We start from the raw sequence: 14,743 nt of genomic DNA, 5'->3' as shown, positions 1-14,743 counted from the left end.
GCCGCATGGGCATTCGCCCGGTTCGACTATCGGCAGGAGGGATCGCGAATGGCATGGGAGCTTGCAGGGTATGCTATCGCCGTTGCTATGACGACGATCGCAATTGCGATCGCGCTTGTCATCGCGAAGGCAGTTCGGTCGCTTTCGAGATTGGACGCTTGTCTGGTTCGCGTAAGCCAAGAGGCGGAATCGTCGCTTCGGCAATGCAGACAATTGGCTGAAGAAGCCGAGGATGTCTTGCGTGAATCGAGACGAGGGGTGCAAAGCTTCGCGACGTTCGCGGAGGGGGCGCGGGCGATTGGCGAAGCAGCGAAGACGGCAGCGCGTTCCGCGACGGAAGTCGTAGAGCTGTACCGGGATTGCCTAGTTTCGCCTTTCCAAGCCGCGTCGCCATCCCTTGAAGCCGATGAAGGTCCGGTTTCGGAGTTGAAGGAACTGGGCCACAAGCTATGGACGTTGTGGCGCCGTCGAACGGACGGCGGAGAGACGTCAGGAAGCAAGTCGAATTCGGGAACGAGTGCGGAAAGATCAGAGGGAGAGTGACAATCATGTCCAAAAAAGCGTTTTTGTTAGGTACGTTGACGGGAGCCATCACAGGGGCGGTTGCTGCGCTGCTGTTCGCTCCGAAGTCCGGCAGAGAACTGCGAGGGGACATTGCTGATACAGCTCATAAGGTAGGGGAAAAGACGGCAGACATTGGCCGCCAAGCGGGCTCTGCTGTGCAATCTCTGGCGCAGCGTACATCGGGTTTCGTACGAGACCTGCGCTCGCGCGGGCAAGCATCTGACTCTTCCGCTGCTGTGGAAGTTGCAGCAGCGTCTGAGGAGCTGACTGACGAAGTGACGACAGACGCAGCGTTGGAAGAGGAAATCGTCGACCGCTAAAATGCAGGCGGCATAAGAGCTGAGTTGTCTCCCGGAAATACTCGCTTGATACCGAAGAACCTCAATTTCCGCTGTAATGCGGAGGCTGAGGTTCTTTTGCAAAAGTTGTTGCGCAAGCGATAGTCGTTGATCAATCCGACGTTGATCAATCCCCTATGCCCAAAATCCCCTTCACTCAGGAAACCTTGCAGTTGTAGTGGAGTTAAAATCTCCTATGGCCAATATCCCGCTCGCTCAGGAAATAGGAGGGGGTACGAGACATCTCGTTTAACCGGGTTGCATTCCTGAGTGAAGGGGATATTGGCGAAAGGGAAAATAGCGTATGTTTTCCTAATTGTATATGGGTATAATTGTTAAAAATGGATGAAGAGTATTGGAAACGAAGCGCAACGGACCGCGTTGTTTACCGTGGGATGGTACCTTTTGCTTCGGGCGCTCATAAGTTATGTTGTTAAAGACTTCACAACTATGAGGAAAGCGGTGTTCCCGTTGCAACAAGCGATCGCAGTCCTGGACTCCGGAGTGGGGGGGCTGACTGTCGTGAAGGAAGTGATGCGCCAGTTGCCCCATGAGAAAATCTTGTATTTCGGCGACACCGCGCGCGCGCCCTACGGCTCCAGATCCTCGGAGGAAGTCACCGCATTTACCCGCGAAATCGTCGATTACCTCATTCAGTTTCAACCGAAAATGATTGTGATTGCCTGTAATACGGCGACTGCCGTCGCGCTCGAAGATATGCGGAACCGAGCGGGCATGCCGGTTGTCGGCGTAATTAGCCCTGGAGCTCGAGCCGCGATAGGCAAGACGAGGACCGGCGTGATCGGTGTCATCGGCACGGAAGGGACGATCAAAAGCGGCGCTTACGAAGCAGCGCTCAAGAAACTGTCCTCCCGAGTGGAAATCGTCAGCAAAGCTTGTCCGACTTTCGTTCCTCTTGTGGAGGACGGTAATTTCCATTCTTCCGAGACGAAACACATCGTCAACGAAGCGCTTCATTCGCTTCGCGGATTCCCGCTCGATTGCCTCATTCTCGGTTGCACGCATTATCCATTTCTTTCCGAGGCCATCTCGGAAGCGATTGGGAAAGACGTAACCTTAATTAATTCCGCCGAAGAGACGGCGCGGGAGATCAGAGAAGTGCTGCAACAGCGCAACAATCTTGCCTGCAGCGATGATCTTCCTGTTCATCAGTTTCTGTGCAGCGGTGATCCATTGAAGTTCAAAGAAATCGCGAACGAATGGTTGGGCGATCAGATCCGATTGTCTCCGGTAGTCTGGCAAGTTCCCCGCATCGGCGTTTGAGTTGGGCCCTCGCCATCAGGCGAAGGGTCTTTTTCGCGTGAGGAGGGTCGAGCTGTCGACTTGATCTCCGTTCTACGTGTCGCGTAACGGTCATATAGCAATATAGCCCGACAACGGGTTGGAAGGAGAGCGAGAGGAATGAGCAAACGTAATGACGTAGAAATCGCTACCGACAACTTCGAGGCGGAATTGAAGCGGCTTGAGCGTTGTTATGCTTTCGTAACGACTGGAACGATCGGCCATAGTGCCACTGGCAAACCGATACCTTTTGCTAGAATCGGCGCCGGACCGTTTCGATGGCATTTCAATGGCGCATGTCACGGCAACGAGTGGATTACGACACCTTTGCTGACGAGATTCGTTGCGGAATACGCCGAAGCGATCGCGGACAACCGGCCGTTCTGGGGCAAATCGTCCGAAGATTTATTCGCCAGAAATAGCTTGTACGTCGTACCGATGCTGAATCCTGACGGCGTCGAACTCGCACGGCACGGATTGTCGCCCGACCAACCTTTCGCGGAAAAGCTGCTGCAGTGGAATAGAGGCTCGAATCGGTTCCATCGCTGGAAGGCGAACGCTCGCGGCGTTGATCTGAACGATCAGTTTCCGGCGTATTGGGAGGATGAGGTGGCGCGGCGAGGGGTTACGGCCCCGTGCGCTAGGGATTATGGAGGGCTTGGGCCGCTGTCGGAGCCTGAAGCAGCTGCGCTGGCCGCTTTCACCGAGCGCAACGACTTTCATGCGGTCATCGCTCTCCATACGCAAGGCGAAGAAATTTATTGGAATTACCGGGGAGAAGAGCCCCCTGAATCGAAAATATGGGCGGAGCGGATGGCTCAGGCGGCTGGTTATCGCGCTGTTTATTTGGAAGGAAGCGATGCGGGGTACAAAGATTGGTTCATTCATCGCTTCGGACGGCCGGGGTTTACGGTGGAGGCGGGGTGGGGGCACAATCCGCTGCCAACGAACGCTTTCGAGGAAATGTACGACGACATCGCCAGACTGCTGGCGGAAGCGCTGGACTGTTCGCCGACTTCTCCCGCGCGACGTTGATTGCCGATGCGAAAAAGGGTACGCTAATGTCATGACGACGTCGCGCTGCGGGGGGACGAACGAATGGGACGCGTATCTTTGATCACGTTTTGGAAACGAATACCGGGACGAGTCTGGCGAATATTGAAGTCGGACCGCGTCCCTTTGAGGGACAAGCTTTTGTTTATCGTACCGGTTAGCTTATATTGGATTTTTCCCGATCTGATGCCGTTTATGCCGATTGACGACGCGCTCTTTACGGCTATTGCAGCGAGTTGGTTCGTCAGAGCGATGGAACGCAAGCACGATTTGAGCGATCCGGACGACAAGCGTGGCAAAAGCGGTGTTGCGCGATAGAGGACGTTTCATTACAATGAATAAAGAACTTTAACGGGAGTGAACGTCGCATGCAATGCAAAATTACGCGCAACGCGGCCAAAGTGCTGCGTCTTGAATTGGACAAACCGGAGAACGCCGATCTGAAGTTAAAAGTGTTTATTACGCACAGTCACGGTGATCATGCTCACTATGGCATGGATTTGGCCAAGCCTACCGACAAAGACGAAGTCGTGTCGACAGACAAAGACATCGACGTCATTTTAGCTAAAGACGAGCCTTTGCTCGACGGCGTTAAAATTGATTACTTGTATTTACCGAAGGAAGGATTCGTCATTACGAATCCGAGCAAAGGCAATCATGGAGACCACTGAAGAGATCGAGCTACAGATGCCGCTGAACGACATTCGGGTGTGCGATAAGTGCAGGCACGTGCGGATGAAATCGATGCTGCCGAAGTTACGTAAAATCGCGCCGGAAGCGGATGTCAAAGTCGCATGTAAATCTTACTGCGGTCCATGCGCGAAGTATGCGTTCATTTTTATCAATGGCAGGTACGTAACGGCGCCGACGGAAGACGAAGCGATCGCGAAAGCGAGCAAGTTCGTTAAATGAACATTTGATACACGCGGTGCAATTAGAAAACAGCCCATCCGAAACTTTCGGAGGGGCTGTTTTTGCTTAGTTCGATAGGTCTATTGTTCTTCCTTCCGCAACACAGGGATCAGATCGTGCTCAATGACGCGGTCCGATACGCTTAAGTCCATCTTCGCGGACTCCGCTCCCGTCACACAAGCGGAGGAAACCGTTTTTTCTCCGCTGCCGTCTTCGGCAAGAGCGTAGCATGTACCGTTCTCGATGATTCCGTCGCTGCTTGGCACATAATAGACGCTGCCGTCGGTGAAGCCCCCGTTGCGGAAGACGACCGATTTGTTCGCCTGGGAAAGCATGCTTACACCCATTAACCGGTAAGGATCGGTCGAAATGCCAAGCAAGTGCATAATCGTCGGTGTCGTATCCATCTGTCCGACCGCTTTGTCGATGACGCTTGCGTGCTCATCTCCGGGAAGGTGAATAAGGAATGGCACTTTCCTTATGATTCGATCTTTGTCGATATCCGATATCGGATGGCCTAGAAGCGTCTCGTACTGCTCCCAATCGTATACGGAATTATCGTGATCCCCGTAGATAAGTAGTATCGTATTCTCCCATAGGTTTGCTTCTTTCAAGTTGGCGATAAGCTCGCCAACGGCCGAATCGACGTAGTGGGCCGCTTGCACGTAATCGCCGAGAATTTTACCTTGCAGGTCGCCAACCTTCAGTTCTTGATCCGAGTATGGAAGTTTGAACGGATGGTGACTGGACAGTGAGATCGTCATTGCGTAGAAAGGGTTGTTGCTCCGTTCCTTTAATTGCTCGACTGTCTGGCGGAAGAAGGAGCGGTCCCCTAACGACCAGCCTACGGGTTCGTCGATATCATAATCTTTGACCGTGTAAAATTGGTCGTAATCCATGTTGTGGTACATATTGTTGCGGTTCCAGAAACTGCCGTCGTAAGCGTGATGCACGGTCGCGTCGTAACCTTGATCTTTCAAGATCGCGGGTGCGCAATCGAATTCGTTGCCTGCAAATCGGATAAACACCGAACCTGTCGGCATCGGATGCATCGAACAGCTCGTTCCGAAGTCCGCATCGGACGTTCGGCCTTGCGCCGTCTGATGATAGAAGTTCGGGAAGTAAATGCTTTCCCCGATGAGCTTGTTCAGATTAGGCGTAATTTCCTCGCCGCCGATCGATTGGCCGATGACGAATTGCTGGAAAGCTTCCGCTTGTACAACCAACACGTTCTTACCTTTATATTCGCCGAACAGCGGCTCGCTTTCCATCTGCTTCTGCAATTTCTTGCGCGCATCGAACCAGCTTCTCGCTTCATCGATTTGTTCTTGCGGCAAACTGTCGCCGAACCAATGTTCTTTGGCATAACGGAATGCGTCGTACCCGTGGAAACCGAGCAGCCCAGTTACGTTATAGATCGGGACGTTCCACCAGTTGCCGACGAATAGTCCGCGCGCCCAGCCGTTCTTCTGCTCTTCGACAGGGTAGTAGATCAGCGCCCAGCCGACGACGAATACGAGTGTGGCCGGAACGAACTTGCGCCACCAAGTCTTGGGGCCGCGAACTTGAATGCGGGCGATTCTTGAGCCATTCTTTTTCGCAGACGAATGCCTCCAGAATACCCAGACGACAAGTGCAGCCGCAACGGGAATGTCTGCGAACAGGAACCAGTCTCCACGTTCCGTCAAACTCCAGATGCTCGCTTGCAGCTCGCCCACTTGCCCGGCTTGCAGCAGAACCGGGACGGAAATGAAATCCTTGAAATAGCGGAAATAAATCAGATCGGAGAACATGAGGAACGACAGTGCAAGATCCAAGATCGCCAAAGAGAGCGCACGGGCTCGAACGCCGAGAAAGATCGTCCAGAAGGATGCGAGCATAGCCGCTCCGTAATTGACGTACCATTTCCATTGATTCATGCCGCCGACATTAAATTGATGGTCAAGATGTTCAAGTTTGTAGGCGACTGATACGACAAGCAATGCGATACCCCATATAGGCAACGATCGCAATGCCCATACACTCCATGAGAAGACTTTGCGAGCGCCTTCGCCTAGTTGCGCGTACATGGTCGGAACTTCCTTTCTGACCGGCATATGAAGCGTCAACGCCGATCGGGCCGAAGATGATGGGAATGTAAACAAAAATTAGTATAGCTCGATTCCGAAACAGTTACAAATGATTATGTTAAAATGAAAACACGATGAAACGGAAGGGAGTGCCTGCATGGCGAACGATACGAACGACGCGGAACGTTATTTCGAGGCGTTATACAATCAAGATGAGAATCTCGCGCGAGTGGAGAAGAGCATTCGAGAAGCAGGCATGCCGGAAATTTCGGTGGCGCCGGGTTACGGCCGCCTTTTGACGCTTCTTGTTACCGCGACGGGCGCCAAATCGGTGCTTGAGATCGGCGCGCTCGGCGGCTACAGCGGGATCTGCTTGGCGAGAGGTCTGCCAACGGACGGCAAACTGGTTTCGCTTGAACTGAAGCAAGCTTACGCTGATCTGGCTTCAAATAATATGGCTCATGCCGGGTACGGTCAAATGACGCATTATATAGTAGGAGATGCTTCTGACAGCCTGCTCAAACTCCAGAATGATGGGGAGAAATTCGACTTTTTCTTTATTGATGCGGACAAGGAAAATTATCCTCGTTATTTGGAAGCGTGTATCGCATTGGCGAATGAAGGAGCGATCGTAGCGGCGGACAACACGTTGCTCAGGGGGAGAACTCTCGACGAGGCGAAGCAGGGGCCGTCGGTCATCGCGATTCGACATTTTAATGAAATGATTGCTAAAGACGAACGGTTGCAAGGCGTCCATCTGCCTGCCTATGACGGTTTAGCCATAGCGAGGATTCGTTCGAAATAATCGAACAGTTGGCAAAAACAGGAACGCACGTTTCTGTTTTTGCTTATGCATAACGAAGGTGGGAGAATTTTCTTCAATTTAGTTAGGATTGTACTAAACTTCAGTCCAACAAGACGCCAATAATTCCTTATGATGTAAAAATGATGAACGAAATTTCAAAACGCCATTTTCATTTTGAAATTCGAATCAATAATCCCGAATGTTTATACGCTTTAATTGATTTTTAAACATTTAAGTAAGCGTTTTCCGTCATTGTATGGTTACAATAGGTAACTATTGATGTTATATAACGTGACATTGGCATAAACTCTCATTGCAGAATCCGAACAATATATAGTAGTATTTCTTATGTTCCAGTTCATGATTAACTCCGTGTAAGCGAGAAAGCGCTTGAAAGGGGGAAATTGTCGAATCGGGGCATGGAAGCCGTCGACCATTCGGCTGCTTCGGGCATCATGCGAATGCATAGGAAACAAGCACCGCAGAAATGCTAGTCAGTAAAAAACGGGGAGGCAACAAAATGAAATTCAAGAAAGTGTTTACGACTGCCATGGCAGTCACGATCGCAGGCTCGATGTTAGCGGCTTGTGGCGACAAGAACAACAACAAGGGCGCAGAACCATCCGGCTCAGCGTCTCCGTCCGCGTCTGCAACGGCATCGCCAAGCGCAGGTACGGGCAGCAAGCAAGAATTGGTCATGAACTACCGTGCGGATCCGCCGGCATTGGACGTATCGATCGCGGAAAGCGCTGCATCGTTCACCATCCTTGGCGCGATCAGCGAAGGTTTGTACCGTTTGGACAAAGACATGAACCCGCAACCGGCACTTGCAGCTGAATTGCCGCAAATCTCGGCAGACGGATTAACTTATACGATCAAATTGCGTCCAGGTCTCGTATGGGCGAACGGCGAGCCATTGACCGCCAAAGACTTCGTTTACTCGTACAAAAGAACGCTCGACCCAGCAACGAAAGCTTCTTATGCATTCATCCTGACTTGGGTTAAAGGCGGTCAAGCGGTTCAAGACGCGAAAAACCCGGATGACTTGAAAAAAGCGCAAGATGCGCTCGGCGTTAAAGCGATCGACGACACGACGCTCGAAATTACGCTCGATCAGCCGCGTGCATACTTCACGGCACAGCTCGCGTTCCTGAACTACTACCCGCAAAACGAGAAGTTCGTTTCTGCGCAAGCCGACAAGTCCGGCGCGGACGCAGACAAAGTACTCGGCGCAGGTCCGTTCATCTTGACGAAATGGGACCACGAGCAACAGCTCGTACTCGAGAAAAACCCGAAATACTGGGATGCGGCGAACGTGAAGCTTGATAAAGTAACATTGAACATCGTGAAAGACCAAGGAACCGGATTGAACTTGTTCGAATCCGGCAAAACGGATTATGCCGACATCAGCGGCGACGACATGGCCAAATACGAAGGCAAATCGATCTTGCACCGCAAGAGCGAGCTCGTTACGGGTTACCTGAACTTCCAGCAAACGAAAGTTCCGGCGTTCGCGAACAAAAAGATCCGCCAAGCGATGAGCATGGCGATCGATCGCGCGCTCATTCCGCAACTCGTTCTGAAAAACGGTTCCGTGCCTGCGACCGGCTACGTGCCTAACGGCAACAGCGACGGCAACGGCCAAGAGTTCCGTAAAGTTGCCGGCGACACGGAAGTGGCGTACGACAAAGAGAAAGCGAAGCAATTGCTCGCCGAAGGTTTGGCTGAACTGGGCATGAAATCGATGCCGAAGCTCGAAATTATCGGCGACGACACGGCTAAAGGCAAACAAACGCTCGAAAACCTCGTTATCCAATGGAAAGCAAACTTGGGCATCGACGTTGTCGCAGCTCCATTGCCGCACGCAGCTCGTTTGGACAGAGAACTGAAGAAGAACTACCAAATCGTGAATACGCTTTGGGGCGCAGACTACAATGACCCGATGACTTGGCTCGATATGTATATTTCCGGTACGCCATTCAACACGCAAGACTGGAAAAACGATCAATACGACCAACTCGTCAAATCCGCGCAAAAAGAATTGGACAACGCGAAACGCGCTGACCAACTGAAACAAGCGGAGAAGATCCTCATGGACGAAGCAGCGGTATTTCCAATGTACTTCCGCTCTTCGCCGTTCCTGATCAACGACAAAGTGGATGGCTTGATTTTGCCTCCATACGGTCCTGACTTTGAACTGAAATGGACGTCGATTAAGTAATCGATCCGGCCATTCGGCACGCAACACAAACATGAAAGAGGCCGTTGCTGAACGGCTTCTTTCATGTTTGAACGCGAGCCTCAGGAAAATTATTCATTCATTTGAAAGGAGGATCCTCCGTGCTGAAGTACGTGCTGCGCCGTTTTATCTACATGATCATTACGCTTTGGGTCATTATCACGGCTACGTTCTTTCTCATGAAATTGCTGCCCGGAAATCCTTTTGGCGAGGCGGCCGCGAAAATGCCCCCCGAGAATCTGGCGATCTTGAAGGCGCAGTATGGGTTAGATAAGCCGGAATGGCAACAATATTTGAAATATTTAGGCAATGTCGCAGTAGGAGATCTTGGCGTATCGTACCAATTCCCTACGCGGACTGTCGTCAGCGTAATTAAACAATCGTTCCCGGCCTCCCTTGAGCTCGGTATCGAGTCGTTAATTATCGCTGTTATTTTCGGAATTACGCTTGGTATCATTGCTGCGCTGAGACATAACAAATGGCAGGATTATTCCGCCATGTTCATCGCTTTGATAGGCATATCCGTACCTTCTTTCGTTGTTGCGCCGCTTTTGTCTTTGTACGTAGGGAATAGATGGGGGATTCTTCCTCCAGGTTTGTGGGAAGGACCCGAAAACCGCATTTTGCCGGCGATCGCTCTTGCTTTCGGCACGATTGCAATTTTGGCGAGGATGATGCGCGCTTCTATGCTGGAAGTGTCCAGCCTCGACTATATTAAAACGGCGAAATCCAAAGGTTTACCAACAAGCAAAATCGTTATCGGACACATGCTCCGTAATGCGATATTACCTGTTGTAACGATTCTCGGACCGATCGCGGTTAACGTCATTACCGGTACGCTGATCGTCGAGAGCGTATTCGTTATTCCGGGGCTCGGCTATCAGTTCGTGAGTTCGATTACGACGCTCGATTACACGATGATTACGGGTTTAACGATCTTCTATGCGGCAATCCTCATTGTCGTCATGTTCCTAACCGATATTGCTTACGGCATCATCGATCCACGAATTCGCATGTCGGGGAGGAGGTAAACGATGGAATCGATTTCGAAAGACATGTTTCAACCGGCTCAGAAAACGACAAACGCGGACGCCATCGTTCGTCCTTCCCTTACGTATTGGCAGGACGCTTGGCGGCGTTTGAGAACTAATAAAATGGCAATGGGCGGTTTGTTCGTCCTTATCGTGATCGCGTTGCTTGCGATCATTGCGCCGATGATTAGCAAACACACCATTTATGAAATTAATTTGGAAGCCGTAAACAAGAAACCGTCCTGGGCGCATCTGTTCGGTACGGACGACTTCGGACGCGACCAATGGACGCGCGTATGGCTCGGTACGCGAATTTCATTGTTTATCGGTCTCGTCGCGGCTACGCTTGATCTTGTGATCGGCGTGTTGTACGGCGGCATATCCGCTTACTTCGGAGGCAAAGTCGATACGGTGATGCAACGGATTATCGAAATTATTTATTCGGTTCCGCTGCTCCTCCTGGCGATTATTCTGATCGTATTTATGGGGCCTGGCATCAAGTCGATTATTATCGCTTACGCGTTGACCGGTTGGGTCGGGATGGCGCGTCTCGTGCGGGGACAATTGCTGCTCGTTAAGGAGCAGGAATTCGTGCTTGCGGCTCGTACGCTCGGCGCCAAGCCGTGGAGAATTATTATGCAGCACTTGATTCCGAACGTTATCGGCCTCGTCATCGTGCAGATCACGTTTATCGTCCCGACAGCGATTTTCTTCGAATCGTTCCTCAGCTTTATCGGCGTCGGCATCCGTCCGCCAATGGCCTCGCTCGGCAGCCTGATTAACGACGGCGCGAAAGCGATGCGGAACTACTCGTTTATGCTGATTTATCCGACGATCGTTTTCAGTTTGATTCTTCTCAGCTTTAACGTCGTCGGCGACGGATTGCGCGATGCGCTTGATCCGAAAATGAGAAAATAAGGAGGAGAGCCGAATGGGAAAACCGATACTCGAAGTGAACAATTTGCGCGTATCGTTCAAGATGTTTGCCGGCGAAGTGCAAGCGGTCCGCGGCGTCTCCTTTACGGTAAATAAAGGGGAAGTGCTCGCGATCGTCGGCGAGTCCGGCTGCGGCAAGTCGGTTACGGCCCAGTCGATCATGAGGCTGATTCCGTCCCCGCCCAGCGTGATCAAGAAAGGCTCATCGATATTGTTCGATGGCCAGACCGAGATCGTCAAATTGACGGAATCGCAAATGGAAAACGTACGCGGCAACGACATCGGAATGATTTTCCAAGATCCAATGACATCGCTCAATCCGACGATGACAATCGGTTCGCAAATTACGGAAGGCATTCTGAAGCATACGAAAGCAACGAAAGCGGAAGCGATGCAGCGCGCTGCCGAACTGCTCACGCTTGTCGGCATGTCGAATGCGCAGGAACGTCTGCTCCAATACCCGCACGAGCTGTCCGGGGGTATGCGCCAACGCGTCATGATCGCGCTGTCGCTTGCCTGCAACCCGAAATTGCTTATCGCGGATGAGCCAACGACGGCTCTCGATGTCACGATTCAAGCGCAGATTATCGATTTGATGCGCGACATTCAGAAAAAGACGGACACGTCGATTATTCTGATTACGCACGATCTCGGAGTTGTTGCCGAGATGGCGCATAAAGTTATCGTAATGTACGCTGGCAAAGTCGTCGAAAGAGGCACGCTGCAAGATATTTTCTACGATCCGAAACATCCGTACACGTGGGGGCTGCTTCGTTCTGTCCCCCGTCTCGATAGCAATAAAGAAAACGAACTCGTATCCATTCCGGGATCGCCGCCGGACTTGTATGCGCCTCCGGTCGGCTGCGCCTTCGCGGCACGCTGCCCTTATGCGATGAAAGTCTGCCAGGAGATCGATCCCGAGCACTTCGACGTCGGCGAAGGACATACTGCGGCTTGCTGGTTGAACCACAAAGACGCTCCGCAGGTGGAACTGCCGGTCGGCATTGGGAGGGGAGCGCATGGCTGAGAATCACATTCTCGAAGTTAAAAATTTGCAGAAGCATTTTAATCTGAGCGGCGGCCGCGTGTTGAAAGCCGTTGACGGTTTGAACTTCTCAATCAAGCGCGGTGAAACGTTCGGTCTGGTCGGCGAATCCGGTTGCGGCAAGTCGACCACGGGCAGAACGATTATCCGATTGTACGAAGCGACCGGCGGACAAGTTTTGTTTAACGGCGAAGACGTGCAGAAGATGAAGGGCGATAAGCGGATGAAGTTCAACCGCGACATGCAGATGGTGTTCCAAGACCCATACGCTTCGCTTAACCCGCGGATGACCGTCGGCAAAATTATTGCCGAAGGCATCGAGATTCACGGTTTGTACAGCGGCAAGGAGAAAAAGGAACGGGTCAACCAACTGCTTAGAGACGTCGGCTTGCGGGAAGAGCACGCGGAACGTTTCCCGCATGAGTTCTCGGGCGGTCAACGCCAGCGGATCGGCATCGCTCGCGCGCTCGCGATCGAGCCGCAGTTCATTATCGCGGACGAACCGATCTCGGCGCTTGACGTATCCGTACAGGCACAGGTTGTCAACCTGTTCAAGAAGCTGCAAAAAGATCGCGGTTTGACGTACTTGTTCATCGCCCATGACCTTGCAATGGTCAAACACATTTCCGACCGGATCGGCGTTATGTACTTGGGCAAGCTCGTCGAGGTGGCGACATCCGACAAGTTGAACGCCAAACCGTTGCATCCGTATACGCAATCGTTGTTGTCTGCGATTCCGGTGCCTGACCCGGAAGTACAGAAGCAGCGTCAACGGATCATTCTGCAAGGCGAAATTCCGAGCCCGCTGAATCCGCCAAGCGGCTGCCCGTTCCGTACGCGCTGCCCGCACGCCATGCCGCAGTGCGCGGAGACGATGCCTCCGTTTAAGGAAGTCGAGCCGGGCCACTTCGCGGCTTGTCACTTGCTCTAATTTATGCGAATAAAACAGCCTTCCCTTGATCGATTGCGATCGCGGGAAGGCTGTTTAAATTGTCGGCAAAAGGCAGGTTAAGTCGTCGTCTTCGGATACAGCCGCTCGCGGCCGCCCATGTACGGCCGGAGCGCTACGGGAATGTAGATGCTGCCGTCCTCGGCTTGATGGTTCTCCAGCAGCGGAATGAGGATGCGGGGACTGGCGACGGCCGTGTTATTCAACGTATGGCAGAACCGCATATGGCCTTCGGCGTCCCTGTAACGGATGTTCGAACGCCTTGCCTGAAAGTCGTGCAAGTTCGACGACGAATGGGTTTCTCCGTAGGCGCCGCGGCTCGGCATCCACGTCTCGATGTCGTATTGCTTATACGTCTTCTGCGACATGTCTCCCGTACAGACGGCCATGACGCGGTAAGGCAACTCAAGCAGTTGCAGCAGCGCCTCCGCGTGACCGGTTATTTCGTGAAGCAGCTGGTCGGATAGCTCGGCATCCGCTTCGCATAAGACGACTTGCTCGACTTTGGCGAACTGATGGACACGGTATAAGCCCTGCACATCCCGGCCGGTCGAACCGACTTCGCTACGGAAACAGGTCGAGGCGGCGGCGAGTTTGATCGGCTGAGAGACGTCGATCGTTTCGTTGGCGTAAAATGACACGAGCGGAACTTCCGACGTACCAATGAGCGCTTTGTTCTCGCTCTCGATCCGGTACACCTGGTCTTCTCCGAGCGGGAAGAAGCCGGTATGCTCCAGCGTTTCCGGCCGGACCATAAGCGGCACGTCCAGCGGCTCGAACCCGGCTTCGACGAGGCGGTCGAGCGCGAGTTGCTGTACAGCCCGGTGAAGCAGCGCGCCGTCTCCTGTTAAATAGTAATTACGCGTTCCGGCCGTTTTGACGCCTCTGGCGATATCGAACAGGCGATGTAGGCGGCCAAGTTCGACGTGATCACGCAGCGGAAACTCGGCTTGCTGCGGCTCGCCGACACGCTTCATTTCAACATTGTCGTCGTCCGATTGTCCGATCGGCGTATCCGGCGAGACGTCGTTCGGCACGAGCCTCATTAGCGCGGCGTAGCGGCGATCCGCTTCGGCCAGATCCTGCTCCAGCACGACAAGCTGCGCATTGATGCCCGCGACTTCTTCTTTCATCTCTGAGACGCGCATGAACTGCCCGCGGCTCACATTTCGACCGATCTGCTGCGACAACTGGTTGCGCGAAGCCCGTAGCTGATCAACTTCGGTCGATATTTTGCGTTTCGTCACATCGCAATCAAGCAGTTCGTCCACGGATAGCTCGATTTTTTTCCATTTTGCCACTTCGCGCACGCGCTCGGCGTTTTCTCTAATCCATCTGATGTCCAACATGCTGCCGCTCTCCTTTTTGCATAACCGGATAAAAACGCAAAAAACGCCCTCGTCTTCATGGGACGAGGAGCGTTTCATACTCGCGGTGCCACCCAAATTGACCGAACGAAGCAAACTCGATCCCCGACGTATTCTGACGTAGGAGAAGCTT

General features: G+C 52.6%; 15 protein-coding genes. 13 read left to right on the top strand and 2 right to left on the bottom strand.

The genetic code is table 11. From position 1 onward, the window contains the following. The first annotated feature begins 48 nt into the window (after positions 1-48). The 7 genes from ACFPOF_RS21190 to ACFPOF_RS21160 all read left to right on the top strand — a co-directional run bounded on the left by ACFPOF_RS21190 (position 49) and on the right by ACFPOF_RS21160 (position 4,169). Positions 49-543: a hypothetical protein gene (locus ACFPOF_RS21190; RefSeq protein WP_378136356.1), complete on the top strand. Its 495-nt coding sequence runs from the start codon at positions 49-51 to the stop codon at positions 541-543. A 5-nt stretch (positions 544-548) separates the two neighbouring features. Then, positions 549-884, top strand: a complete 336-nt coding sequence (locus tag ACFPOF_RS21185; RefSeq protein WP_378136354.1) for a YtxH domain-containing protein — start codon at positions 549-551, stop codon at positions 882-884. Between the two features lie 489 nt (positions 885-1,373). Beyond that, on the top strand, positions 1,374-2,186 hold the full coding sequence (racE, locus tag ACFPOF_RS21180) for a glutamate racemase (RefSeq protein WP_378137092.1): 813 nt from the start codon (positions 1,374-1,376) through the stop codon (positions 2,184-2,186). A 138-nt stretch (positions 2,187-2,324) separates the two neighbouring features. Further along, a complete protein-coding gene (locus ACFPOF_RS21175; protein WP_378136352.1) occupies positions 2,325-3,239 on the top strand; it encodes a M14 family metallopeptidase in 915 nt (304 codons plus the stop codon). Positions 3,240-3,302: 63 nt separating this feature from the next. After that, positions 3,303-3,575 (top strand): hypothetical protein, encoded by a 273-nt coding sequence (locus ACFPOF_RS21170; protein ID WP_378136350.1) that lies wholly within the window; start codon positions 3,303-3,305, stop codon positions 3,573-3,575. A 50-nt stretch (positions 3,576-3,625) separates the two neighbouring features. Further along, positions 3,626-3,928, top strand: coding sequence for an iron-sulfur cluster assembly accessory protein (locus ACFPOF_RS21165; RefSeq protein WP_378136348.1), 303 nt, complete (start codon positions 3,626-3,628; stop codon positions 3,926-3,928). After that, positions 3,915-4,169 carry a YuzB family protein gene (locus ACFPOF_RS21160; RefSeq protein WP_378136346.1) on the top strand — a complete coding sequence of 85 codons (255 nt, stop codon included), beginning with the start codon at positions 3,915-3,917 and terminating at the stop codon, positions 4,167-4,169. Before ACFPOF_RS21165 ends, ACFPOF_RS21160 begins: the two co-directional genes overlap by 14 nt. An 80-nt stretch (positions 4,170-4,249) precedes the next feature. On the opposite strand, the gene ACFPOF_RS21155 is transcribed toward ACFPOF_RS21160, so the two are convergent. Continuing rightward, positions 4,250-6,238 carry an LTA synthase family protein gene (locus ACFPOF_RS21155; protein ID WP_378136344.1) on the bottom strand — a complete coding sequence of 663 codons (1,989 nt, stop codon included), beginning with the start codon at positions 6,236-6,238 and terminating at the stop codon, positions 4,250-4,252. A 157-nt stretch (positions 6,239-6,395) separates the two neighbouring features. Between ACFPOF_RS21155 and ACFPOF_RS21150 the strand changes: the two genes are divergently transcribed. From ACFPOF_RS21150 to ACFPOF_RS21125, 6 genes are all read left to right on the top strand, one after another. Next, positions 6,396-7,043 carry an O-methyltransferase gene (locus ACFPOF_RS21150; protein WP_378136342.1) on the top strand — a complete coding sequence of 216 codons (648 nt, stop codon included), beginning with the start codon at positions 6,396-6,398 and terminating at the stop codon, positions 7,041-7,043. 520 nt (positions 7,044-7,563) lie between these two features. Continuing rightward, positions 7,564-9,264, top strand: coding sequence for a peptide ABC transporter substrate-binding protein (locus tag ACFPOF_RS21145; protein WP_378136340.1), 1,701 nt, complete (start codon positions 7,564-7,566; stop codon positions 9,262-9,264). Between the two features lie 119 nt (positions 9,265-9,383). Then, positions 9,384-10,313 carry an ABC transporter permease gene (locus ACFPOF_RS21140; RefSeq protein WP_378136338.1) on the top strand — a complete coding sequence of 310 codons (930 nt, stop codon included), beginning with the start codon at positions 9,384-9,386 and terminating at the stop codon, positions 10,311-10,313. Positions 10,314-10,316: 3 nt separating this feature from the next. Then, positions 10,317-11,231: an ABC transporter permease gene (locus ACFPOF_RS21135; RefSeq protein WP_378136336.1), complete on the top strand. Its 915-nt coding sequence runs from the start codon at positions 10,317-10,319 to the stop codon at positions 11,229-11,231. 13 nt (positions 11,232-11,244) lie between these two features. After that, on the top strand, positions 11,245-12,276 hold the full coding sequence (locus tag ACFPOF_RS21130; RefSeq protein ID WP_378136334.1) for an ABC transporter ATP-binding protein: 1,032 nt from the start codon (positions 11,245-11,247) through the stop codon (positions 12,274-12,276). Then, complete coding sequence (locus ACFPOF_RS21125) at positions 12,269-13,225, top strand: ABC transporter ATP-binding protein (RefSeq protein WP_378136332.1); 957 nt, start codon at positions 12,269-12,271, stop codon at positions 13,223-13,225. The genes ACFPOF_RS21130 and ACFPOF_RS21125 overlap by 8 nt, the downstream gene beginning before the upstream one ends. Positions 13,226-13,302: 77 nt before the next feature. On the opposite strand, the gene serS is transcribed toward ACFPOF_RS21125, so the two are convergent. Then, positions 13,303-14,592 carry a serine--tRNA ligase gene (gene serS / locus ACFPOF_RS21120; protein ID WP_378136330.1) on the bottom strand — a complete coding sequence of 430 codons (1,290 nt, stop codon included), beginning with the start codon at positions 14,590-14,592 and terminating at the stop codon, positions 13,303-13,305. Positions 14,593-14,743: the final 151 nt, after the last annotated feature.

It is taken from the genome of Cohnella soli, from assembly GCF_042655525.1.
Lineage (GTDB): Bacteria > Bacillota > Bacilli > Paenibacillales > Paenibacillaceae > Cohnella > Cohnella soli.
The sequence above is the reverse complement of the archived record's forward strand: the minus strand, read 5'-3'. Positions and strand labels throughout refer to the sequence as shown.

Coding starts and splice junctions, on each gene's coding strand:
- ACFPOF_RS21190 (WP_378136356.1), top strand. CDS start 49: ATGGCATGGGAGCTTGCAGGGTATGCTATCGCCGTTGCTATGACGACG.
- ACFPOF_RS21185 (WP_378136354.1), top strand. CDS start 549: ATGTCCAAAAAAGCGTTTTTGTTAGGTACGTTGACGGGAGCCATCACA.
- ACFPOF_RS21175 (WP_378136352.1), top strand. CDS start 2,325: ATGAGCAAACGTAATGACGTAGAAATCGCTACCGACAACTTCGAGGCG.
- ACFPOF_RS21170 (WP_378136350.1), top strand. CDS start 3,303: ATGGGACGCGTATCTTTGATCACGTTTTGGAAACGAATACCGGGACGA.
- ACFPOF_RS21165 (WP_378136348.1), top strand. CDS start 3,626: ATGCAATGCAAAATTACGCGCAACGCGGCCAAAGTGCTGCGTCTTGAA.
- ACFPOF_RS21160 (WP_378136346.1), top strand. CDS start 3,915: ATGGAGACCACTGAAGAGATCGAGCTACAGATGCCGCTGAACGACATT.
- ACFPOF_RS21155 (WP_378136344.1), bottom strand. CDS start 6,238: ATGTACGCGCAACTAGGCGAAGGCGCTCGCAAAGTCTTCTCATGGAGT.
- ACFPOF_RS21150 (WP_378136342.1), top strand. CDS start 6,396: ATGGCGAACGATACGAACGACGCGGAACGTTATTTCGAGGCGTTATAC.
- ACFPOF_RS21145 (WP_378136340.1), top strand. CDS start 7,564: ATGAAATTCAAGAAAGTGTTTACGACTGCCATGGCAGTCACGATCGCA.
- ACFPOF_RS21135 (WP_378136336.1), top strand. CDS start 10,317: ATGGAATCGATTTCGAAAGACATGTTTCAACCGGCTCAGAAAACGACA.
- ACFPOF_RS21130 (WP_378136334.1), top strand. CDS start 11,245: ATGGGAAAACCGATACTCGAAGTGAACAATTTGCGCGTATCGTTCAAG.
- ACFPOF_RS21125 (WP_378136332.1), top strand. CDS start 12,269: ATGGCTGAGAATCACATTCTCGAAGTTAAAAATTTGCAGAAGCATTTT.
- serS (WP_378136330.1), bottom strand. CDS start 14,592: ATGTTGGACATCAGATGGATTAGAGAAAACGCCGAGCGCGTGCGCGAA.